The organism is Paenibacillus sp. FSL R5-0490, from assembly GCF_001956215.1.
Lineage (GTDB): Bacteria > Bacillota > Bacilli > Bacillales > Cytobacillaceae > Cytobacillus.
Genome location: NZ_MRTQ01000030.1, coordinates 18,449 through 39,059 on the forward strand (window position 1 = coordinate 18,449; position 20,611 = coordinate 39,059).

Here is a 20,611-nt window from a genome sequence, read left to right on the forward strand (position 1 = left end):
GTTGGATAACTGTCTAGCTCCAAGCGCCATCGACTCGAGGTAATAAGCCAATCCGGCCACAAAAGGTTAAAGAACAACCTTTCAGCCGGCTCGTCTTATGCTTGAGGCCCGCAGGACAAGGAAGGCTACGTCAGCATAAACATCGCACGACCAAAAGCGACAGCTTTTGGGAGGAAGCGGGTCATGCAGACGTAGCCACAGGACGTGGCGGTTTTAGTCTGCGTTCCTTTATAAGCGGGCGCCTTCCGCTTTTCTGGTTATCTGCTTTTCACAATCATATTCACAGCTTCCTGGATTGCATCTTCCGCATTTTTGCCTTCATCATTTGCTTCACGGATGCATGTCTCCAGGTTTTTAGCTACAATATATCCCATTGCGCGGTCAACTGCAGAACGGACAGCAGATAATTGTGTAACAACATCCTTGCAGTGTTTTTCTTCTTCCATCATTCGGATCACACCCCGCACCTGGCCTTCCAGCCTTTTCAAGCGGTTTTTCATTTCAGGTGTATATTCCATGAGTCTCACTCCTCACACTCTCAATTCCCTTTATAGAAACATTCACAGATTAAGTTAATTTTTTCAATTAAATTATAACTGCTATAATATAAGAAACACAAAAATTTATCAAACCAAAGGGTAAAGATATGTTAAACAAATTACATGACCGGTATCCGGGCTCTCAACTTCAATTTATAAAACCTGATTTTAGCTATAATTCTGATTTGTACTGGTTTCATCATGAGGAGTCAGGCCAATGGCTTGGCATTCCAGCTCAAGAGGTATCCTCAGATAGTCTGATGGTATTGAAAACTTTGTTTGAATTCCATGACAGCTCCATTCACCTTGCCCCTGCTGCCCAAGCCTGGTTTCAATACTTATTTTCAAATGGGGATCATCCGTCATTCGCAAAAGATGTTCCGTACAGGCTGATTCAATTCAAAATGTCTGAGGGCGAATGGATACGTGAGGATATGGAAGCTGCTTTTAGAGGTTTTTTTGAAAAGGACATAACGATTTTATGGAACGGGAAAGCCACAGGGGTCATCATTGAAGAGAGTAAAGACTCTCTTGCGGAAGAAGAATTCCTTGCTGTTTCCAATGCTTTAGAAAGTGATTTTTTTGTGAAAACAGCCTTTTACATTGGCATTCCGAATAAGACGGGAACACAATTACACCAGCTTTTCAAAGAAGAACAGCTTCTATTCGAGCAGGCTTCCTCATTGCTTCCAGCTGAAAGAGTGCTGAATTTTGAAAAACTCTTCCCCTCTCTTATCACTGGCCATCTGGATGCATTTTTAAAAAAGAGCCTGCTTTCACGCCTTTCTTTACTGGAAGAGGACCCTGAACTCCTGCACACGATAAAAGTGTTTTTACAGAACAGCTCCAATGTTTCATTAACGGCGAAAAAATTGTATATTCACCGGAATACTCTGCAGTACAGACTTGATAAGTTCACAGAGAAGACCGGCATTCAGTTAAAGGACTTTAACAGCGCGCTGACTGTTTATTTAGCCTGTTTGCTGATTGAGCAAACCTGACTTGAGCACATTGCATAAAAACGCTTTCAGTTTTTTTGTGCAGTTTGGCCATATGGGAAAACCCTCATATCCATTAAACTGTTATTAAGAAAAAGATTATTGGGAGGTTACCCTGATGGCAGAATTAAAACTCGATAACATTTATAAAATTTATGATAATAAAGTTACAGCTGTAGAAGATTTTAACCTTCATATTAAAGATAAGGAATTTATTGTTTTTGTCGGTCCTTCCGGCTGCGGAAAATCCACAACTCTCCGTATGATTGCAGGTCTTGAGGAAATTTCAAAAGGCGACTTCTATATCGATGAGAAGCGTGTCAACGATGTTCCGCCAAAAGATCGTGATATTGCAATGGTTTTCCAGAACTATGCACTTTATCCGCATATGTCCGTGTACGATAACATGGCTTTTGGCCTTAAACTTCGTAAGTTTCCAAAGGATGAAATCGACCGCCGTGTAAAAGAGGCAGCAAAAATTCTGGGGCTTGAGCCTTATCTTGACCGCAAGCCAAAAGCATTGTCAGGCGGACAGCGCCAGCGTGTAGCTTTGGGCCGTGCGATTGTCCGTGATGCAAAGGTATTCCTCATGGACGAGCCTTTATCAAACCTTGATGCAAAGCTACGTGTTCAAATGCGTGCAGAAATTGCCAAGCTTCACCAGCGTCTTCAAACAACTACTATCTATGTAACACATGACCAGACAGAGGCCATGACAATGGCTACCCGCCTTGTTGTTATGAAGGATGGAGTGATCCAGCAGGTTGGCGCACCAAAAGAAGTGTATGAAAAGCCTGAAAACGTATTTGTAGGCGGATTTATCGGCTCACCTGCCATGAACTTCTTTAACGGAACGCTTGAAGACGGCAAATTTATTATTGGCAAAACTCAGATTGCAGTCCCTGAAGGTAAAATGAAGGTTCTTCGTGAACAGGGATATACAGGCAAAAACATTATCCTTGGCATTCGGCCGGAAGACATTCACGATGAGCCGGTGTTTATTGATGCATCTGCCGGTTCAAAAATTAATACCCGCATTGACGTTTCAGAACTGACTGGTGCTGAAACAATGATTTACTCAAGCATCGAAGGCCAGGATTTCGTTGCACGCGTGGATTCCCGCACAGATATTAAGCCGGGCCAAAACCTTGAGCTTGCTTTCGATATGAACAAAGCGCATTTCTTTGATGCAGACCATGAAAGAAGAATCCGTTCTGAAAAAGAATAACATTGAAGCCCCGTCAAAGCTGACGGGGTTTTTAATACTGTCTCCCTCAACCTCTCCGTAACAAGGTGCTGCCGCCATCTATATTCATTCTACTCTTTGATAAATTTTACCGAATCATGGCCGCATGATGGACACTTCAGCAAATGGGGGCATTCCTCCTGCTGATAATCCCGGGGATAGCCATCTTCCATTTTCATCTGGTCAATTGGCATATAAGCACTATAATCATCGTAATAGTCCATTACTCTTCCACTGTCCTCCATCCTGCTTCCGCAGGAGCTGCAGGCTGCTTTGATTTTTTCAAAGCCGTTGCAGACTGGGCAAATAGCCATTCAAATCCTCTCACTTTCGTTTTCTTTGCTGATATTTATTATGATTTGTCTGTTTAATCTTCGTTATGTAAGACTCTTAATCAGAGGATTTTCTCAGGAAAAAATTCCCGATTTCCTGAAAGAATAAACTTTTATAAATCAAACATAATAGAGAGTAAACACAGCGGCATCAAGCATTCGCAGTGAAAACCGATGGGTTACGCCAGGCAGTGGAGCAGGACAAAATCCTTGCGCTGGTGCAATTCCAGCTAACCCAGCCAAAAACCAATACACTAATATTTCGAGGAGGAAATCACATGAACAACCAATCATCTAGCAGAAGCAATTCCTCAAACCAATTACTAGTACCAGGAGTAGCTCAAGCACTTGATCAAATGAAGTACGAAATCGCTACTGAATTTGGTGTAAACCTTGGTGCAGAAACAACTTCCCGCGCTAACGGATCTGTTGGGGGAGAAATCACAAAACGCCTTGTACAAATGGCTGAACAACAGCTTGGCGGCGGTTCTTTCTAATAAAGCAAGATAACAATTGAATAAATATGGCTTTGGCCCTCCTTCTTGAAAGGGGGGCCATTTTATATTTAGACCATCTTTTCGGGCACAACCCAATTCTCATATTGTTCTTCCGTGATATACCCTGTTTTTAAGGCTGCTTCTTTCAAGGTTGTATTCTCCCTGAATGCGAGTTTGGCAATTTCCGCTGCTTTTTCATAGCCTATATGTGGATTGAGTGCCGTTACAAGCATTAGTGATCTCTCAACATGGCCATTAATCACTTCTTTATTTGCCTCCAGTCCCATCATGCATTTTTCATTAAAAGAGGCCATTCCATCTGCAAGAATACTGATGCTTTGAAGAAGATTATAGATAATAACAGGCTTGAACACATTCAATTCAAAATTCCCCTGACTTGCCGCGAATCCAATCGAGGCATCATTTCCAAAGACCTGGCAAACCACCATCGTAAGGGCTTCGCTTTGTGTCGGATTAACTTTGCCAGGCATGATTGAACTGCCTGGTTCATTTGCAGGGATCGATAATTCCCCAATTCCGCTGCGCGGCCCGCTTGAAAGCCAGCGTACATCGTTGGCTATTTTCATCAGATCTGCTGCCAGCCCCTTCAATGTCCCATGAAAATGGACAATTTCATTATGGCTGGTCAGTGCCTGAAATTTATTGTCCGACGAACGGAATGAATAGCCTGTAAGTCTGGAAATTTCGTTTGCCATTTCAGGTCCAAATGATTTCTCTGCATTAATGCCCGTTCCGACTGCTGTACCGCCAATGGCTAAGTCAAGCAGATACTGCTTTGCGTCCATAAGCATCTTTTCATTCTTTTCAAGCATGGCACGCCAGCCGCTGATTTCCTGACCTAATGTAAGAGGTGTTGCATCCTGTAAATGGGTCCTGCCTATTTTGACGATTGATTTGAAGGCCTCTTCTTTCGATTTAACCGTCCTTATTAATTCCTTCAATGACGGAAGCAGCTTTTGCTCCGCCTCCGTATAAGCTGCGATATGCATGGCAGTCGGAAAAGTATCATTGGAGCTTTGAGACATGTTGACATCATCATTTGGATGCACCTTACTATCTCGAATTCCCTTCTCAGCCAGCAGTTCATTCGCCCTTTTGGCGACAACCTCGTTTACATTCATATTTGATTGTGTGCCGCTCCCTGTCTGCCATACAGCCAGCGGAAAGTGGCTGTCAAACTTATGGTTTAGAACTTCATCGCAAGCCCCTGTGATAGCTTCCATTTTGTCATGGGAAAGCTTCCCTAGACTGTTGTTGACTACTGCAGCTGAACGCTTTATCTTGGCAAATGCATAAATTACTTCCATCGGCATCTTTTCAATGCCTATTTTAAAGTTATCCTTGCTCCGCTGTGTCTGGGCTCCCCAATATTTATCAGCGGGAACCTTCACTTCGCCTAGAGTATCTTTCTCAATTCTAAAATCAGCCAATTTCATACCTCCTTAAATGATTATTATGTTTCCTTTATATTCTTTTCCCTTATTTTCAAAATTTAATGATAAAAATCAGCAAAACAAAAGCGGAAGCGCCTTGCTCATCCCCGAAATGTACAAGACGAGCCGCTCGGGAAGGTGTTCTTTACCTTTCTGGGCGGCTCGGCTTGTGACCTCGAGGGGGCAGGCGCTGGAGCTAGATGCAAACACTCTTCCACAGAGTTATTCTCTTCGTTCAATTTTATAGTTTCCTCTACAATAAAAAAACTGCCTGGCTAGGCAGCCGGCAGCTATGCTTTTATAATTGTATATCCAATGAAGTATCCCAGAACCATAATACTTGCAATCACCAAGGTAATAGAAAATTCCTCCATTATAATCTCCTCCAGATATGTGTGATAACATAAGATTATCATGTATACAGGATTACAAATTCTTTATACCAGTACTATTCTGTGTCTGAAGTATGAATTTTTTTTGAACAAAGTCCCTTCTAGAATAAAACCATATTTAATAAGAAAGCGCCAGCTGGCGCTTTCCCCTATCCTGCAAGTGTTGAACCCTGCTGGAGCTGATACATCTGATAATATTTGCCCTTTTGCTCCATTAACTCATCATGGGTACCTTTTTCAACGATCCTGCCCCTATCCAGAACGAGGATTTGATCAGCATTTCGGATTGTCGAAAGCCGATGGGCGATGATAAAGGTGGTTCTTCCTTTTTTCAGGACGTCCATGGCTTCCTGGATAATTAATTCTGTTTCAGTGTCTATGCTTGATGTTGCTTCGTCCAGGATCAGAATGGCCGGATCAAAAGCAAGGGCACGAGCAAACGAAATGAGCTGCCTCTGCCCGCTGGAGAGCGTGCTCCCCTTCTCAATAACCGGCTCATCAAAGCCTTTTTCAAGATGCTGAAATATCTTATCTGCTCCGACATCCTTCAGGGCTTTTTCCACTTTCTCCCGCGGTATTTTAGGATCATCAAGGCTGACATTGGAAGCAATCGTTCCGGTGAACAAAAATGGATCCTGAAGGACGATTCCCATATGCTTTCTGAGCTCCTGCCTTGGAATCTGTTTTATATCAATGCCATCAATCATAATTTTCCCTTCCTGGCAATCATAAAAACGGAAAAGAAGATTCATGATCGAACTTTTCCCTGAGCCGGTATGGCCAACCAGCGCAACTGTCTCTCCGTGCTTTGCTTCAAAATTAAGATCCTTCAGCACATATTCCTTCTCCTTATAGCCGAAGTGCACATGATCAAAAGTGACATTCCCTTTATAGCGGGATATTTTATTATCACTGATATCAATGCCTTCTTCATCAAGCAGTTTGAAGACTCGTTCACCGGCAACCAATGCCTGTTCGAGATTGGCCAGTTGGTTGACAATGCCCTGCACAGGCTGAAACAGGCGGTTAATATAGTCCACAAAAGCATATAGCATCCCAAGTGAAATGACAGCTGCCGCATTGAGCGACTCTCCTCCGAAGTACCAGATAAATGCAACAAAAACCACATTTCTCAGCACGCCAACTAGATTATGAGATGTAAGAGAATTCAGGCTCAAAAGTTTATTTTGAAAGGTAAAATGCTCTGTATTCAGCTTTTCAAAATCCTTCTGTGTATCTTTTTCACGGCCAAACGCCTGAATAATGTTCATTCCCTGTATCGATTCGTTCACCATGCCATTGATATCACTCACCCTGGAACGGATAACGTGATTGTACTTTGATGCATACTTACGGTACACAATCGCCCATACATATAAAATCGGGAGCAGGATTAAACATATGGCAGCAAGCTTGGCATTTAAAATAAACAAAGCGATATAAATACCTGAAATATATATGGCACTTGTAAAAAAGGTTGCCAATACAGTCACATAAAGCTCACGGATGGCTTCGGTATCATTGGTTATACGAGCAACCACCTTGCCTGCCGGAAGATTATCAAAATAACTGATTGGCAGCCTTTGTATCTGCCCGAAGACATCCTCTCTCATTTGCTGGATAATCCTATTTGCTGACTTTTGCAGAAAGAAACGCTGGCCGTACTGAAAAAATGCAGCGATAACCAGTAATCCAAAGTAAAAGGCCAAAAGCTGAACAATCTTAGGAATCTCGGGTGAGTAGAATAGCATTAATTCTTCACCAGTCAATGCCTTCCCTGCATAAGTTTCGGTTTGGCCGCTTTTTTCAATAAAGAGTATGCCCTCTTTGAAGGTTCGCTCTCCATCAAAAGCAATGTCACCACTGATAAAGACGAATTGGCTTCCAGCCTGCAGGATGCGGGCCTGATCAATTTTCCGCTCACCCTGATCAAGGTTTTGCTCCTTTTTATAAAACTGGCCATCATACTCCACAGCATCTTTTCCGCCTTCTGTCTGATACCAGACAGATTCTATGCCAAGGATATGGTCATCAATCATCTTCTTCGCGATGAATGGCCCTGCCAGATCTGCTGCTACAGCGACTGTAAGCATCAGCAATGCCGCAATAATCGTTTTTTTATAATGAAGTGCATACTGGAATAACCGCTTTCCTGTGGTCATGAAAGCACCTCCTCTTCAGCAGATGCTTGAGTCTGCTGCCTCAAAAATTGTTCCTTGTACCATCCATCCATAGCCATTAAGTCCTCATGAGTGCCATCTTCTGCTATCATGCCTTCATCAAGCACAATAATATGATCGGCGTGCTGGACTGCTGACATTCTGTGTGTCGTAATGATTGTCGTTTTCCCTTTGCGCTCAGTCCGGATATTATCAATAATTTTCTTCTCTGTTTTAGCATCAACGGCTGAAAGAGAGTCATCAAGGATCAGAATTTCCGGATTCTTCACAAGGGCACGTGCAATCGAAATACGCTGTTTTTGCCCTCCTGATAAGGCCACTCCTTTTTCACCGACCATTGTTTCAAGTCCTTCCGGCAGAAGCTCAAGGTCTTTTCGGAAAGCTGCCAAATCAATCGCTTTTTGCATATCCTCTTCAGTTGCTTCCTCTTTTCCAAAAAGGATGTTTTCTCTAACTGTCCTAGAGAAAAGAACATGATCCTGTGGAACATAACCGATCCATCCCCTTGTTCTTTCAAGCTCCTGTTCTTCAATCGGAACATCGGCAATCGCAAGCTTCCCTGTGCCTGTCGGATATTCTCTTAATAGCTGCTTTATAAAAGTGGTCTTTCCGCTTCCTGTTTTCCCTACAATGCCCAGTGTTTCCCCGCGTTCAATATGCAGCTTAATCCCTGTGAGATTAGCCGTTTTTGAGGAAGGATATTGGAAATGAACATCCTTGAAGATAACATTTTCAGGTATGTCAACGATAGAAGGGTTTTCAGGATTCACAATATCCTGCTTAGCGGACAAGGTTTCCTGTACCCGGTCAAGGGATGCATTCCCCCTTTGCATGACATTAATTAATTCTCCAATAGCAAACATTGGCCAAATCAGCATGCCTAAATACACATTAAAGGACACGAGCTGGCCCAGGGTGATGGTTTGGTGGAAAACAAGATAAGCACCGTATCCTAGCCCTATAAGATAGCTTAAGCCCACAATCACCTTTATCGTCGGCTCAAATAGTGAATCAATTTTGGCCACTTCAATATTTTTGCTGTAAACATCTTCAGTGAGTTCATGGAAACGCTGCTGATCCGCTCTTTCCTGAACATAAGCGCGCACCACCCGAACTCCCGAAACTGATTCAAGAACCCGGTCATTTAGTTCACCGAAGGCATCCTGTGCGCTCATAAACCGCGTATGAATCTTCTTGCCGTAAATTTTTATCAGATAGGCCATGATAGGCAAAGGCAATATTGCTGCAAAGGTTAGTTTCCAGCTAACCAGAAATCCCATCGTAAACAATATTGTCAACATGAAGACGCTGGAATCCACCAGTGTTAATATTCCGAAACCGGCCGTTACCGAAATAGCTTTTAAATCATTTGTTGCCCTGGCCATTAAATCACCGGTCCGGTTTTTCTCAAAAAATGTAGGAGTCATTTTCAATAGGTGACCCATAAATTGTGAACGCAATTTTCTTTCTACCAGGAATGCCCCTCCAAAGAGCTGGTACATCCAGATATAAGTGATTGCATAGGACACAATTGTGATGATTCCCAATAAACCAAGGTACTCCATTATTTTAGCACTGCTCATTTGACCAAGATGTATATCATCAATTGCCATTCCAACAAGCCTTGGAGGCATAACATCAAGGATTCCGACAATGATCAGCAGAGTAATGGCAATTGTATACCTTTTCCAGTTTTCTTTAAAAAACCAGCTTAATTTTCCTAAAATCGAAAACAACGATCTCTCCCCTTTCCGGTATGAAGCTCACGTTTCTAAAGAGAGCTTTCATACAAAAACCATCAGCAAATACATAACTAGCCTCCATCCAGATCCTCCGGCAAAATTGTTTTTCTTTTCATTCTTACTGCATTCATAAAATTTTCCTCCCTTTTTTATGGCTGCCGACAACAGCCGCTATTAAAATATATGGAAACAGGCAATACCTGTATTTCCTAATGATGATATTTGATAATTAAACGAGAAAAAGACATACCGCGGCATGCGATATGTCTTAAGAGACAAAAGAGCCCACGTTACGAAATGTAACCTGTGCTCCATCAAAATAAATGTGCAGGAAAATCCTGTTTACATTTTTATATCTTCTAAAGGAGAGGTTACAAATTTTAATTTTTGTGTTGTTGTTTGATGATGATGAATTAAGATCATTTTGTAGCCCTCCTTTTCATTTTTTTCCATATTGGTAAGATTATCACCGCTTAAACTAAAAGTCAATCAGCTTTTTACCTACTTTTAGAAATTTTCTGTTATTTATTATAAAGGCTCTTTTCGTATGAAGTGCTGTTTTTCCTCTATCAATGTTGTCCGTTGATTTCCGCTCCAGGCTGCTCGCTTTCCGCGTGGCGGGCGGTGAGCCTCCTCGACGCTACACGTCTGCGGGGTCTCACCTGTCCCGCTACTCTCGCTGGAGTCTCGCACCTTCCGCTCCAATCAACTCAGTAAATAAAATACAAAAATCAATAAACCTTGTAAAACAGCATTTAAAAAAAGGATCCGCCGGGATCCTTTATGAAGCCAACCTTCTTTTTTGCCTGTTGATGAAGTCAATGGTAATCCTGTTAAAGGCATCAGGTTTGTCGATGTTGCATACATGTCCTGCATCTGTGATGATTTTGACTGTAGCTGTTTTAGCTTTTTGGGCAATGCTTTTTACAGACTTAATGAACAAGTGGTCTTCCTGTCCCATAATAAAAAGGGTAGGGATGTGGGAAATGCTGGATTGGATTTTTCCCAGGTACGGATTAACCGATTTTGTTAAGGACAGCCAGTTGATGAATTCTTTTTGACACATTTTTGCTGCCTGCCTTACAAAGGCATGTCTTGATTCAAGATGGTTCCTTTTTGGCATAATAATCCATGCAAAAAGCTTATAAAGCAGCATATATGGCAGCATATACTTAGTCAAATTCGCAATGGCTATCAAAAACCTTGTGCGCCAGTTCAATTCAGTAATGGCACCGCCCAAAATCATGGAAGCTACTCTTTCCGGATGATTCTGCGCGATTGTCTGGATCACTATAGTCCCCAGCGAAATTCCGACAAAGTGGGAGTCTGTAATATGAAGATGATCGAGCACATCCACTATATCCTGAGAAACTTCTGTAAAATGATCTCCTTCTTCCCAGGTGCCCTTTCCTGATTGACCATGTCCCCGCAGATCTACCAGCAGAACATTGAAATGCTTTTTGTACTCTCTCATTTGTTTATACCAAATTGCAGAGCTGCCCCCTGCACCATGAACAAAGGTAACCCATGGCAGGGACTCATCTTTCACATACGTACGGTAATATAGCATATATACTCCAATCCACATTCTAGTGTCATTTTCTTAGTTATGTTTTTAAGAAGTTTCATTCTATTGTAAAGGATTTCAGCGAAAAATGCTTATAATATCACAAAAAATTCATTAGTTTCTTTTCAAGTATTTTCTGCCAAATATTCATCCTTTCCCTATTAAAGACATTAAAAAACCAGCTAACTATGTCAGCTGGTTCTTCTCCTGCTATTCTTCAATTATTGCTGCAGTCCCATAGGCTATGATTTCTGCAGCATTCTGCATAACGGCTGAGGTTTGCAGCCGCATTCCAATGATTGCGTTTGCCCCTTTTGCCTTTGCATCTTCAACCATTCTGCCAATTGCCTTCTGTCTGGCTTCATCCATCATTTCAGTATATTCGCCAATTTCTCCGCCTACAATTGTTTTTAATCCTGCCAGAATATCTTTTCCTATATGCTTTGTCTGGACTGTACTCCCCCTTACAAACCCTTTAATCTCTTTAATCTCTTTTCCGGATACCGTATCAGTAGTCACGATAATCATTTTGTTCTTCCTCCTCTTTTTCTCTTTTTCTCTCAGCTATCAGCACAATAAATAATGCAATGATCATTAAAGCATATAAAATATAAAACATAATTGCAGCCTTCATATTAATAAACAGCATGACAATCCCGAGAAGCTGGCCGCCACCGGCTGCAAGAAGCAGCATCTGTTTTAATTTTTTCATCCTTCCATCCCTCAATTAATCTTTTTTCTGCCAGATCTTTCTGACGAAAATCAAGTAAAACAGCGTCGGCATTGGCGCCTGAATTAAACCGATAATTCCCCATAGCCAATAATTGTGGCCGTGCTTTCTTGCATCAAGAAATAGGAACGTGCTCTGTGCTATTAAGATGACTCCCACAATAATCAGCAGAGGAAGAGATATTTCTTCACTGTTCATGTGCCATTCACCTGTTTCACGAAGCTGACTGTGCTATAGGCCATAATAAAAACTGTGACAACTCCCTGCAGAATAAAAAATACAGATGGAACCTGATACAGCATGAATAATACAGAAGTTACAATGAGGAGTGCTGCAACAGTGAAGATAGCTAACTCCCTGATTAATTTCCTTTTCATTGCCTGTTTTTGCTCTGCAACTAAGTTTTCAAAAAATTGCAGATCAGGTGTATATACCGGGATGTTTTCTTCCAGCGTTTCCAATCCGTTTTCTATCTCCTTGACTGTAGCCAATAACTGCTCATCTTGATGATCTTGTTCCAGCTGCAGCACTTTCCTGTTCGCCATGAAGCTTCAACTCCTCTCTTACAGACATGATTCCATTGTGCACTCTTGATTTGACAGTGCCTGAAGATATGTTCATCATTTTTCCTATTTCCTCATACGAGTAGCCATAATAATGTTTAAGAACAATAGGTATCCTTATCTCATCTTTTAGTTTTCCCAATGCGGATAAGACATCATTCCATTCTTCATTTCGGCTTTCAAGATGCCATTTCATGCGTCTGAAAACCTCTTCCTGCGTTTTCCAGTTCTTCTCTCTTTTCGACTTTCGCTTCTGATCAATATACAAATTCGTCGCAATGGTTATCAGCCAGGAGGAAAATTTCGATTTCCCATTAAACAGGCCGATCTTTTCAACACATTTGGCCATTGTTTCCTGAGCAAGTTCTTCAGCTGCATCGGGATTCATTGTGATTTTGATTAAGTATTTAACCAGAAAGGGATAGTTATTTTTAAAAAGCATGGCAAAAGCGAGCTGATCACCTCGTTTGGCACTTACTATAAGGTCTTTCTCCTCCATCAGCTTCTTTCCTCTCTTCTTATCATCCCGCTGTTTACTGTTTATTTCACTCATAAGACGTTCCAGAGATGAAAAGGTTCATTATTTTTTTAATTTTTTTTTACACATAAAAAGCCCCTATTATAGGGACTTTTTTTCCGTTTATTACATTATACTGCATCAGTTTGTTCCAAAGAATGTGCTTCACCTGTTTTTTCTGACTTTTTCGTTAATCCCGGGAGAACAAGGCTGTAAAATACACCGACAAGTGCTAAACAGCCTCCTACCATCCAATAAAGCATTTCCACTTTGAGGAACCCCGGAAAGCTGACAGCAATAAATCCGAGTGTTATGGATTGAGAAAGCATCATCAGCGGACTTATCCATCCCTGTACTCTTCCCATCATCTTCGGATCAACAATGCTTGGCATCCAGCCGCCAATTGCGATGTTCACTAAAGGGAGTCCAAAAGCTGCAGCAAATAATAAAGATAGGAAAATAAACGTGTTCTCTGCAAAAGAAGCAGCAATGATGAAGCTTCCGGATAACAGCAATCCGGTAATGACCAGCTGATAAAGTTTGAATTTTTGAGTAAGCAAAGAGGCCACAAAGCTGCCAATAAGAACCCCAATTCCAAATGTTATTCCGAGCAGAACTGAGTATTCCTCATAGGATTGCGGCTCGAGTTTGTATTTCAGCATAAAAATAGGCATGACTGAAAATCCGCCGTTTACCACTCCGAAAACGAAAAAGCCGACAAGCAAGGCAGATAATAATTTGTGCTGGAGAATATATTTTATCCCCAGATTAAAATCCTTGAAGACAAGCGGGATATTCAAGTCTTTAAGACCATGTGCGCCATTTGGCAGCCGGACCTCTTCGGGTATACGGCAGGATTTTATTAATAATGCACTGATGATAAAGGTAAGTGCATCAGCCACAATCGCACCGTATACTCCCACTGACCAGTAGGCAAAAATGCCAAGGCCGTTTCCGAACAGCATGAAAAGACTCATCACCACCTGATTAAGGCCTGCAGCAGTTGTATAATCCTCACTTTTCAATATGCCTTGAATCATTGCATGTTCAGCGGGAAAGAAGAATTTCTGAATGGCACTCCTCAGGAACAATACTGTAAATACCAGAGGCATCCAGCCAATAATAATAGTCAGTAAAAGCACAAACGATAATAACGCGCTGATCCAATCACAATGATAAGCTATTTTCTGGCGATCCATCCTATCCGCAAACACTCCAACTAAAAAAAACACCGCCAGGGTCGGAACCGAGAACATCAATTCAGTTAATGTGGCATAAAAAGGCTGTTCCGAAAAACGATCCAGCAAATAAAACATAAATGCTGTTAAACCAATCGTGCTGCCCATCTGAGAAGTAAAGTTGGCGAAAAATAATTTCACATAATTGGCATTTTGAAAAATCCCTTTGAAGTTCTTCATCCCTTTTACCTCAGTTTCCCTGTTTATATCTCCACTATAAATTGCGACTAACATCTGATAAAGCGGCTTTTGATGGTTTTTATCTCCATCTGCAGACTGATGGCGCCTCAACCCTTAATACTTATTAATTTAAAAGGTAATTATTCACACTGGGAACCCGGGTGGTTTACGGTTGTGATTACCGGGGTAATTCCATAGTACAACCAAATCATTAATCGATTAATATATAAAATACTTTTTTAAAGGAGATTATTAAAATGAAAGAAATTATTTCTACTAATGTATTAGTTCAAAACAAGTTCACAATGAAGAAAATGCTTGAAATTTACCAGGCGTCAAAACAATTTGAAGGCACCACTTATCTCTACAGCAAACACAAAGCGGTGGATGCCTCAAACCTTTCTAAATTAGTGTCTTTCCTTTTAACAGTGAAACCGCAAACGAGTCTGAAGATCATTGTGGAAGGAACTGACGTCCAGAACCATCTGGAGCATATCAAAGACATGTGCAGCAACCATGTTTCGGTGCTTCGCATGTCAGAAAAACGCTTAATCAATACTGCTGAAACAATTCAGCTATAATTGACTATTTTATTGCAGAGTGAATGGAGTGAAAATAGATGATACGTACAATTTTTATGGTAGTTGGAGCGATTGTGGTAATTGGCGCACTAATCAGCTGGTTATTCTAAATTATTCTATTAAAAAAGGCCGAATGGCCTTTTTTTATTTATATACAATGGCAATTGGCTGATAAAATCCAGACTCTTCCGGGAGCAGCCATTTGACCTGCCGAAAACCAGCTTTGCGCAGAAAATTGTTTAACTCTTCCCTTCTGTAGGCCCTATACTGAGAAAGTCTTTCTGACACAGACCAGGTTCCCTCCTTTTCCACCATTGTAAAATGCCTCAAATTATATATATCAGAATTCTGAAGCCAATCCCAAAGCTGAAAGGTTATGGTGTGATCCCTTTTTGCTGGCAAGGTGGATGTTGGCCTCTCTTTAAGAATTTCATCATAATTTCTGATAGAAAAGAGAAAAATGCCTTTCTCGCTGAGTAAACTGTAAACCTCTTTAAGTGCCTTGATGCATTCTTTTTCGGTGATAAGGTGCGGCAAGGCGTTATCCATAGAAATAATGGCATGAAAAGATTCACTGTGCACAGATGATAATGCCCTCATGTCTGCCTGATAAAATTGGATGTTCAGCTGTCTCAGTTCTGCTTCTCTTTTTGCCCTTAAGATAGACTTACCGCTAATGTCTGATGCAGTTATTTTGTACCCCTTTTGGGTGAGAGCTAATGTCTGAGTCCCTATTCCGCAAGAACAATCCAAAAGAGATGAATTTTTTTTTATGCCTTCTGCCGATAAAAGATTATCCAGTACATCGCCCTGTCTGGCAATGGAACGATCCCAATTCTCAAATATTAAGTGATACTCTTCCGCTAACTCATCATAAAATTGTTCTGCCATATAGATGACCTCCTTAAAAAAAAGAGTACAGCTTTTCACTGTACTCGTAAAATGTATTAATCATTCTTCTTTTCTTTATCTTTCTTTTTATCTTTATCTTTTCCCTTGTGTTTCTCTTTCCCCTTATTCCATTTCTCCTTCCATTTCTCTTTTTCTTCTTCAATTCTTTCTTTTATCTTCTCTGTTTCTTTTTTTATGTTGTCTTCCCATGCTTTCCTTTGCTGCTCCCTTTGCCTCTGTTCCATCAAGCCGGCAATATGAGGGACATTAAATGACTTTGCTTCCTGATTTTTCAGGGCTTCTGACATGATTGCCCGGAATATCGGAGCTGTACCTTCACTGCTGGAGGTAGTAAGATAATTATTCGCATCTGTCTTATCATGGCCTACCCACACAGCACCGACCAGCTGTGGTGTGTAGCCGACAAACCATTGATCCTTAACTCCGTCAATGCCTTCGATGGTCATTTGTGTACTGCCCGTTTTCCCTGCAACTTCTCTGCCTGGTAATTGGGCAGCCTTCCCTGTACCATGCTGAACTACCCCTAGAAGCATGGTGGTCACTTTATCTGCAACATCCTTGGAAATGATTCTTGTATTCTCACCTTTCCACTCTGCGACTGTGACTCCATCTTTATCAACTATTTTTGTAATGGAATGTGCTTCCGGCCTCTCGCCGCCATTTGCAAATACAGCATATGCCTGCGCCATGGTCAGAGGAGAAACTCCAACACTTGTGCCCCCAAGAGCAAGTGCAAGATTTTGATTGATGGCTTCTTCAGGTATGCCAAACCTCTTTGCCGCATCAACCCCTTTGTCCACACCAATCTCATCTAAAAGCCATACAGCAGGAACATTTAAAGAGTCCTTGACTGCTTCATACATTGGCACATTTCCCCGGAACTGGCCATTATAGTTATTCGGCTCATAATCTTTGCCGAATGTCATTCTTTCATCTTTAAGTTCATCTGTGATCTTCCAACCCGCCTCCAGTGCTGCTGTGTATGGCACAATCGGCTTCATGGTCGATCCCGGCTGGCCTACTTTATGAACGGCACGGTTATGTCCAAGAAGGGTATGTTCACCTCTTCCGCCTGCTAGGGCACGGATTCCGCCATTCTTTGGATCCAGAAGTATGGCTCCGCTTTGAACCTGCTGATCTCCAGTACCCTTAGGAAATAATTGATCATTTGTGTAGGTTTCTTCAACACTGCTCTGCATATCCTGATCAAGCTCTGTATATATTTGATATCCGTCACTTAAAAGCTCATCAAGTGAAATATTGTATTTATTAATCGCTTCTTCCAGAACCACATCTACATAATATGGGTATTTCCCTTTAAAGGGATCACCGCCGCTGTCTTCAAAAACAAGCTTTTCATTTTTTGCTTTCTCCCATTCCTTTTCAGTAATAAAGTTGTGTTCTTTCATACGGTCAAGGACGGTATTCCTTCTCTCAATTGCCTTTTCTTCATTTTGGTAAGGGTTGATGGCTGATGGGGCTTTAACCAGCCCTGCCAGCAATGCTGCTTCACTAATGGAGAGATCCTCAACATCTTTTCCATAGTACTTCATCGCCGCACGTTTAATCCCCCATGCGCCTTCCCCGAAATAAACCTGGTTTAAATACATTTGAAGTATTTCGTCTTTGCTGTATTCCTTTTCAATTTCAATGGCCAGGAAAAACTCTTCCAGTTTTCTTTTGTATGTTTTTTCTGCAGACAATAGTGCATTTTTGGTCAGCTGCTGGGTAAGCGTGCTGCCGCCCTCGACTATTCCGCCTGCTTTCACGTTTGTAAAGAAGGCCCTGCCTATACCTTTTAAATCGATGCCCCCGTGTTCATAAAAGCGGTGGTCTTCAATGGCAATAACTGCATTTTTCATATGATCAGGAATTTGATCTATGGAAATGCCTTCATTTTTATTTGCTGAGATCTTGCTTGCTACTTCCCCATCAGCGTCATAAATGACTGTGGATTGTGCAAGCCCTGCTTCGAGTGCACTGATATCCGCATCCTTATATGAAAAATAGACGAAGCTTAAGAAAGCCAGGACCAAAGTAGATGCAAGCAATATGGATACCTGTGTCAAGTGAAGCTTATTCCAAGTTGACTGAAACTTTTTAATAACTGAAGTTTTCTTTCTCATATTTCCTCCAAATTCTTGCTGATGATTAATTTGCATTTGTGCGGAAGTCTTCAGATTACACCGATAACAGCATAACTTCAATGAATATGTTTTTATATAGTATTTGTTTCCATGCAAATTTCTGAAGGTCATATAAAAAATACCCTGAAATTCCCAATGTTACTCTTCACTATGCTGAAAAATGTGCATTAGAATTTACGGAGCCCGGTCATTTTTTATGGGGGTATTTTGTTTTCAAGCTGTATTTTTATGATTTACTCTTCGCAGCAGAGGGTATAGAACCAATAAGTTTCCTTACTATAAGAAGGAGTGAACACTGATGAATTTTAATAAAATTGTATTGGGCTATGATGATACAGACGGAAGCAGACAGGCTTTGAATATGGCAATCGGATTAGTTAAACAAAACCCTGATGCTCAGCTGCTGGTTGCTCAGGTCTTTGAAGAAACAGTTGAAAATATTCACATAAACAACGAAAAAGCGGTAGAGCCTGTAAGAACGAATGGCTATCTGCTTGAAGGAATTCAGATCCCTCCTCTTCCGGTATATCATGATGAATCCTCTTCCAATACACACGCAAGAGTAAAGCATAGCGTAGACAATACTTTTTTCAATGCAAGGGAAATCCTTGAGCCTTACAGCATTAATGCGAAGTTCGATGTTATTGAGGGAAATCCTGCAGAAAGCATTTGTGAATATGCAGCGGCTGAAAACGCAGACTTAATTATTGTGGGAAGCTCAGGCAAGGGCGGAATTAAAAAGATGTTCCTGGGCAGCACCAGTACAAAAGTTGCCAGGAATGCGCCTTGCCCCGTGCTTATAGCTAAGGATAAGGAAAGTCCGCAAATCCCTTAAAATAGAAAAGCAGCCCGGTGGCTGCTTTTTTATGTGAATACAGCTATTATTCGTGAAGGTCTTTATTCTCTGCTGCCAGCTCCTCAAATCGTTCTTTAGAAGACAATTCATCGAAACTGCTGTAAATTCTAAAATGGTCCTGATCAATAATCCGGTAGTGCTGGCTGATGATATTCTGCTGAAGGATCAGACTGTTGCTTCTCTTCAATTCCCTCCACCAGAGCTTTCCGCCAAGAGTCTTTTCCTTCCTGTAATCAATTCCTTCTCTGGCAATAGTCTCCAGAACTTCTAATGGTTCATTTCCAAACAAAAACCGGACCGTTTCCGTTTCTCTGAATAAAGCACAAACGGCTACCACTGTCGACCAGCCTGCCTCTGCCCGCCCTTTCTCAATTTGAACAAGCGTCTTTTTTGAAACACCAATAATTTCTGCCATTTTATCCTGTGTGTATCCTGCCTCTGTACGTATAAGACGGATCTTATCTGAAACTTTCAGTATAATTTCATCTCTAGTCAATGCAGCTTCATTCCCTTTTTGTTGTTGGTGTAAATTTACACCTGCCTCTATATTATAAAAGAAATAATAACCATTTTACAAATAAAAAACTGCCTTTTTCTTTAACTATACCAATTATCACAAAAAAATGACTGTGCTTTTAGTCACAAGTTGGCCTTATTCCTCAGGGTAAAATTGCTGATATTTTCCATTAATTTAACAGAGGATTTTGCCGGATTCTATCGAAATCTATTGGTTAACTGTTATTATGCAAAAAAGTGGAGGATAAAATGACGATTGAAACAAATAATGCCATATTGCAACTTCTGCTGACGGAAAAAGAAAACCTTTTAAGTGAATGGAATGAGAAAATCCTCATAAATAAGGATGACCCTTTTAAAGATAAAATCAAGGAGAATGGCGATGCCATGTTCCAATTAATTATTCAAATCTTAATAAAAGACGGGAAAGAACTGGAAAACTATATTCAAAAACTGGCCTACACTGTCGCTGAACAGCGAGTAAAAGCAGATATTAATATTGGAGACTTTGTTTATAATGTCAACTTGGGAAGAACAATCGTCCTCAATATATTTAATCGTTCCGAAATACATTTTCATGAACTCCAGAGACAGTACGAAAGAATCGGTTATTGCTTCGATAAATTCTTATATCACGCAGTGTCCAGATATACCGATGCCAAAGATCAGATTATTAAGGAAAAAACACAATTTATTGATTCCACCCATAAAGATAGATTAACTCTTCTGGGCCAAATGACTTCAAGCTTTATTCATGAGTTCAGAAATCCGCTTACCTCTGTACAAGGGTTTATTCAGCTTTTAAAATCCGAAAATCCCTCCATGAAGTATTTGGATATCATTTCAAATGAACTGGAGCAGCTGAATTTTAGAATTTCACAATTCCTGCTCCTCTCTAAAAAGGAACTGATCGGAAAAGAAAAAATTACATTCTCTTTAAATGAATTAATAGATGAAGTCCTGATATTCTTATATCCCAGTATCCTGGATGGAAAGGTTACGATCCTTCAGGATATAAAAGATGATATCTATTTGGTTGGCTATGCGGATGAAATCCGCCAAGTCTTCATTAATATTATCTTCAATGCCATTGATGTGCTTACACAGTACCGCAGCGACCCTGTCATTCATATTAAAAGCAAATGGACTTCAGATGGGCACATAAGATTGGATATTTCTAATAATGGGCCAAGAATTCCTGATCATCTTATCAATTCCATTTTCGAGCCATTTGTTACAACAAAAACACTCGGAACAGGGCTGGGTCTATTTGTCTGCAGAGAGATAATTGAAAAACATCAAGGGACTCTGACATGTGATACCGAATCAGACTGGACCGTTTTCAGCATAACTTTGCCAACTGAAAAGCTGACTAAAGATATGAGCTGACTCTGAATCCTGGGAACAGCTTTTTCGTCTTTCAT

The 20,611-nt window shown here is 40.9% G+C and carries 21 protein-coding genes; 6 read left to right on the forward strand and 15 right to left on the reverse strand.

The window, feature by feature from the left end; all coding sequences use genetic code 11:
* Positions 1-257 precede the first annotated feature (257 nt).
* Positions 258-518 carry a metal-sensitive transcriptional regulator gene (locus BK139_RS20460; protein WP_076262472.1) on the reverse strand — a complete coding sequence of 87 codons (261 nt, stop codon included), beginning with the start codon at positions 516-518 and terminating at the stop codon, positions 258-260.
* Between the two features lie 128 nt (positions 519-646).
* Between BK139_RS20460 and BK139_RS20465 the strand changes: the two genes are divergently transcribed.
* Complete coding sequence (locus BK139_RS20465; RefSeq protein ID WP_076262475.1) at positions 647-1,540, forward strand: PucR family transcriptional regulator; 894 nt, start codon at positions 647-649, stop codon at positions 1,538-1,540.
* A gap of 115 nt (positions 1,541-1,655) precedes the next feature.
* Positions 1,656-2,765: an ABC transporter ATP-binding protein gene (locus tag BK139_RS20470; protein WP_076262477.1), complete on the forward strand. Its 1,110-nt coding sequence runs from the start codon at positions 1,656-1,658 to the stop codon at positions 2,763-2,765.
* Positions 2,766-2,854: 89 nt separating this feature from the next.
* Here the strand turns inward: BK139_RS20470 and BK139_RS20475 are convergent, their stop codons facing one another.
* Positions 2,855-3,097 (reverse strand): hypothetical protein, encoded by a 243-nt coding sequence (locus BK139_RS20475; protein WP_076262479.1) that lies wholly within the window; start codon positions 3,095-3,097, stop codon positions 2,855-2,857.
* 296 nt (positions 3,098-3,393) lie between these two features.
* Here BK139_RS20475 and BK139_RS20480 point away from each other — a divergent pair, with 296 nt between their 5' ends.
* The gene (locus BK139_RS20480) at positions 3,394-3,612 is read left to right on the forward strand and encodes an alpha/beta-type small acid-soluble spore protein (protein WP_035326833.1); all 219 of its coding nucleotides are present in this window, start codon (positions 3,394-3,396) and stop codon (positions 3,610-3,612) included.
* Positions 3,613-3,680: 68 nt separating this feature from the next.
* On the opposite strand, the gene fumC is transcribed toward BK139_RS20480, so the two are convergent.
* The 10 genes from fumC to BK139_RS20530 form a co-directional block, all read right to left on the reverse strand.
* Positions 3,681-5,063, reverse strand: a complete 1,383-nt coding sequence (gene fumC / locus BK139_RS20485; protein ID WP_076262482.1) for a class II fumarate hydratase — start codon at positions 5,061-5,063, stop codon at positions 3,681-3,683.
* 544 nt (positions 5,064-5,607) lie between these two features.
* Positions 5,608-7,620: an ABC transporter ATP-binding protein gene (locus BK139_RS20490; protein WP_076262485.1), complete on the reverse strand. Its 2,013-nt coding sequence runs from the start codon at positions 7,618-7,620 to the stop codon at positions 5,608-5,610.
* Entirely contained in the window at positions 7,617-9,374 is a 1,758-nt protein-coding gene (locus tag BK139_RS20495; RefSeq protein WP_076262488.1) for an ABC transporter ATP-binding protein, read from the reverse strand. The genes BK139_RS20490 and BK139_RS20495 overlap by 4 nt, the downstream gene beginning before the upstream one ends.
* Before the next feature lie 787 nt (positions 9,375-10,161).
* A complete protein-coding gene (locus tag BK139_RS20500; RefSeq protein ID WP_076262491.1) occupies positions 10,162-10,950 on the reverse strand; it encodes an alpha/beta fold hydrolase in 789 nt (262 codons plus the stop codon).
* Positions 10,951-11,157: 207 nt separating this feature from the next.
* Complete coding sequence (locus tag BK139_RS20505) at positions 11,158-11,475, reverse strand: YbjQ family protein (RefSeq protein WP_048011864.1); 318 nt, start codon at positions 11,473-11,475, stop codon at positions 11,158-11,160.
* Positions 11,456-11,659, reverse strand: a complete 204-nt coding sequence (locus BK139_RS20510; RefSeq protein WP_061792357.1) for a hypothetical protein — start codon at positions 11,657-11,659, stop codon at positions 11,456-11,458. Before BK139_RS20510 ends, BK139_RS20505 begins: the two co-directional genes overlap by 20 nt.
* Positions 11,660-11,674: 15 nt before the next feature.
* Positions 11,675-11,875, reverse strand: coding sequence for a hypothetical protein (locus BK139_RS20515; protein WP_048011862.1), 201 nt, complete (start codon positions 11,873-11,875; stop codon positions 11,675-11,677).
* Positions 11,872-12,222 (reverse strand): YxlC family protein, encoded by a 351-nt coding sequence (locus BK139_RS20520; protein ID WP_076262493.1) that lies wholly within the window; start codon positions 12,220-12,222, stop codon positions 11,872-11,874. The genes BK139_RS20515 and BK139_RS20520 overlap by 4 nt, the downstream gene beginning before the upstream one ends.
* Positions 12,176-12,793 (reverse strand): RNA polymerase sigma factor SigY, encoded by a 618-nt coding sequence (sigY, locus tag BK139_RS20525; RefSeq protein WP_440231570.1) that lies wholly within the window; start codon positions 12,791-12,793, stop codon positions 12,176-12,178. The genes BK139_RS20520 and sigY overlap by 47 nt, the downstream gene beginning before the upstream one ends.
* Before the next feature lie 95 nt (positions 12,794-12,888).
* The gene (locus BK139_RS20530; RefSeq protein ID WP_083675419.1) at positions 12,889-14,175 is read right to left on the reverse strand and encodes an MFS transporter; all 1,287 of its coding nucleotides are present in this window, start codon (positions 14,173-14,175) and stop codon (positions 12,889-12,891) included.
* Between the two features lie 257 nt (positions 14,176-14,432).
* Between BK139_RS20530 and BK139_RS20535 the strand changes: the two genes are divergently transcribed.
* Complete coding sequence (locus tag BK139_RS20535) at positions 14,433-14,756, forward strand: HPr family phosphocarrier protein (protein WP_076262498.1); 324 nt, start codon at positions 14,433-14,435, stop codon at positions 14,754-14,756.
* A 144-nt stretch (positions 14,757-14,900) separates the two neighbouring features.
* Here BK139_RS20535 and BK139_RS20540 read toward each other — a convergent pair whose 3' ends face one another.
* Together BK139_RS20540 and BK139_RS20545 are read right to left on the reverse strand one after the other, a co-directional pair.
* Positions 14,901-15,647: a class I SAM-dependent methyltransferase gene (locus BK139_RS20540; protein ID WP_076262500.1), complete on the reverse strand. Its 747-nt coding sequence runs from the start codon at positions 15,645-15,647 to the stop codon at positions 14,901-14,903.
* Between the two features lie 56 nt (positions 15,648-15,703).
* Positions 15,704-17,794, reverse strand: coding sequence for a transglycosylase domain-containing protein (locus BK139_RS20545; protein ID WP_076262502.1), 2,091 nt, complete (start codon positions 17,792-17,794; stop codon positions 15,704-15,706).
* Between the two features lie 319 nt (positions 17,795-18,113).
* Between BK139_RS20545 and BK139_RS20550 the strand changes: the two genes are divergently transcribed.
* Complete coding sequence (locus BK139_RS20550; protein WP_076262504.1) at positions 18,114-18,650, forward strand: universal stress protein; 537 nt, start codon at positions 18,114-18,116, stop codon at positions 18,648-18,650.
* 46 nt (positions 18,651-18,696) lie between these two features.
* Here the strand turns inward: BK139_RS20550 and BK139_RS20555 are convergent, their stop codons facing one another.
* Positions 18,697-19,167 carry a helix-turn-helix transcriptional regulator gene (locus BK139_RS20555; RefSeq protein WP_076262506.1) on the reverse strand — a complete coding sequence of 157 codons (471 nt, stop codon included), beginning with the start codon at positions 19,165-19,167 and terminating at the stop codon, positions 18,697-18,699.
* A gap of 269 nt (positions 19,168-19,436) precedes the next feature.
* Between BK139_RS20555 and BK139_RS20560 the strand changes: the two genes are divergently transcribed.
* Positions 19,437-20,576, forward strand: coding sequence for a histidine kinase N-terminal domain-containing protein (locus BK139_RS20560; protein WP_076262509.1), 1,140 nt, complete (start codon positions 19,437-19,439; stop codon positions 20,574-20,576).
* The last annotated feature ends 35 nt before the right edge of the window (positions 20,577-20,611 follow it).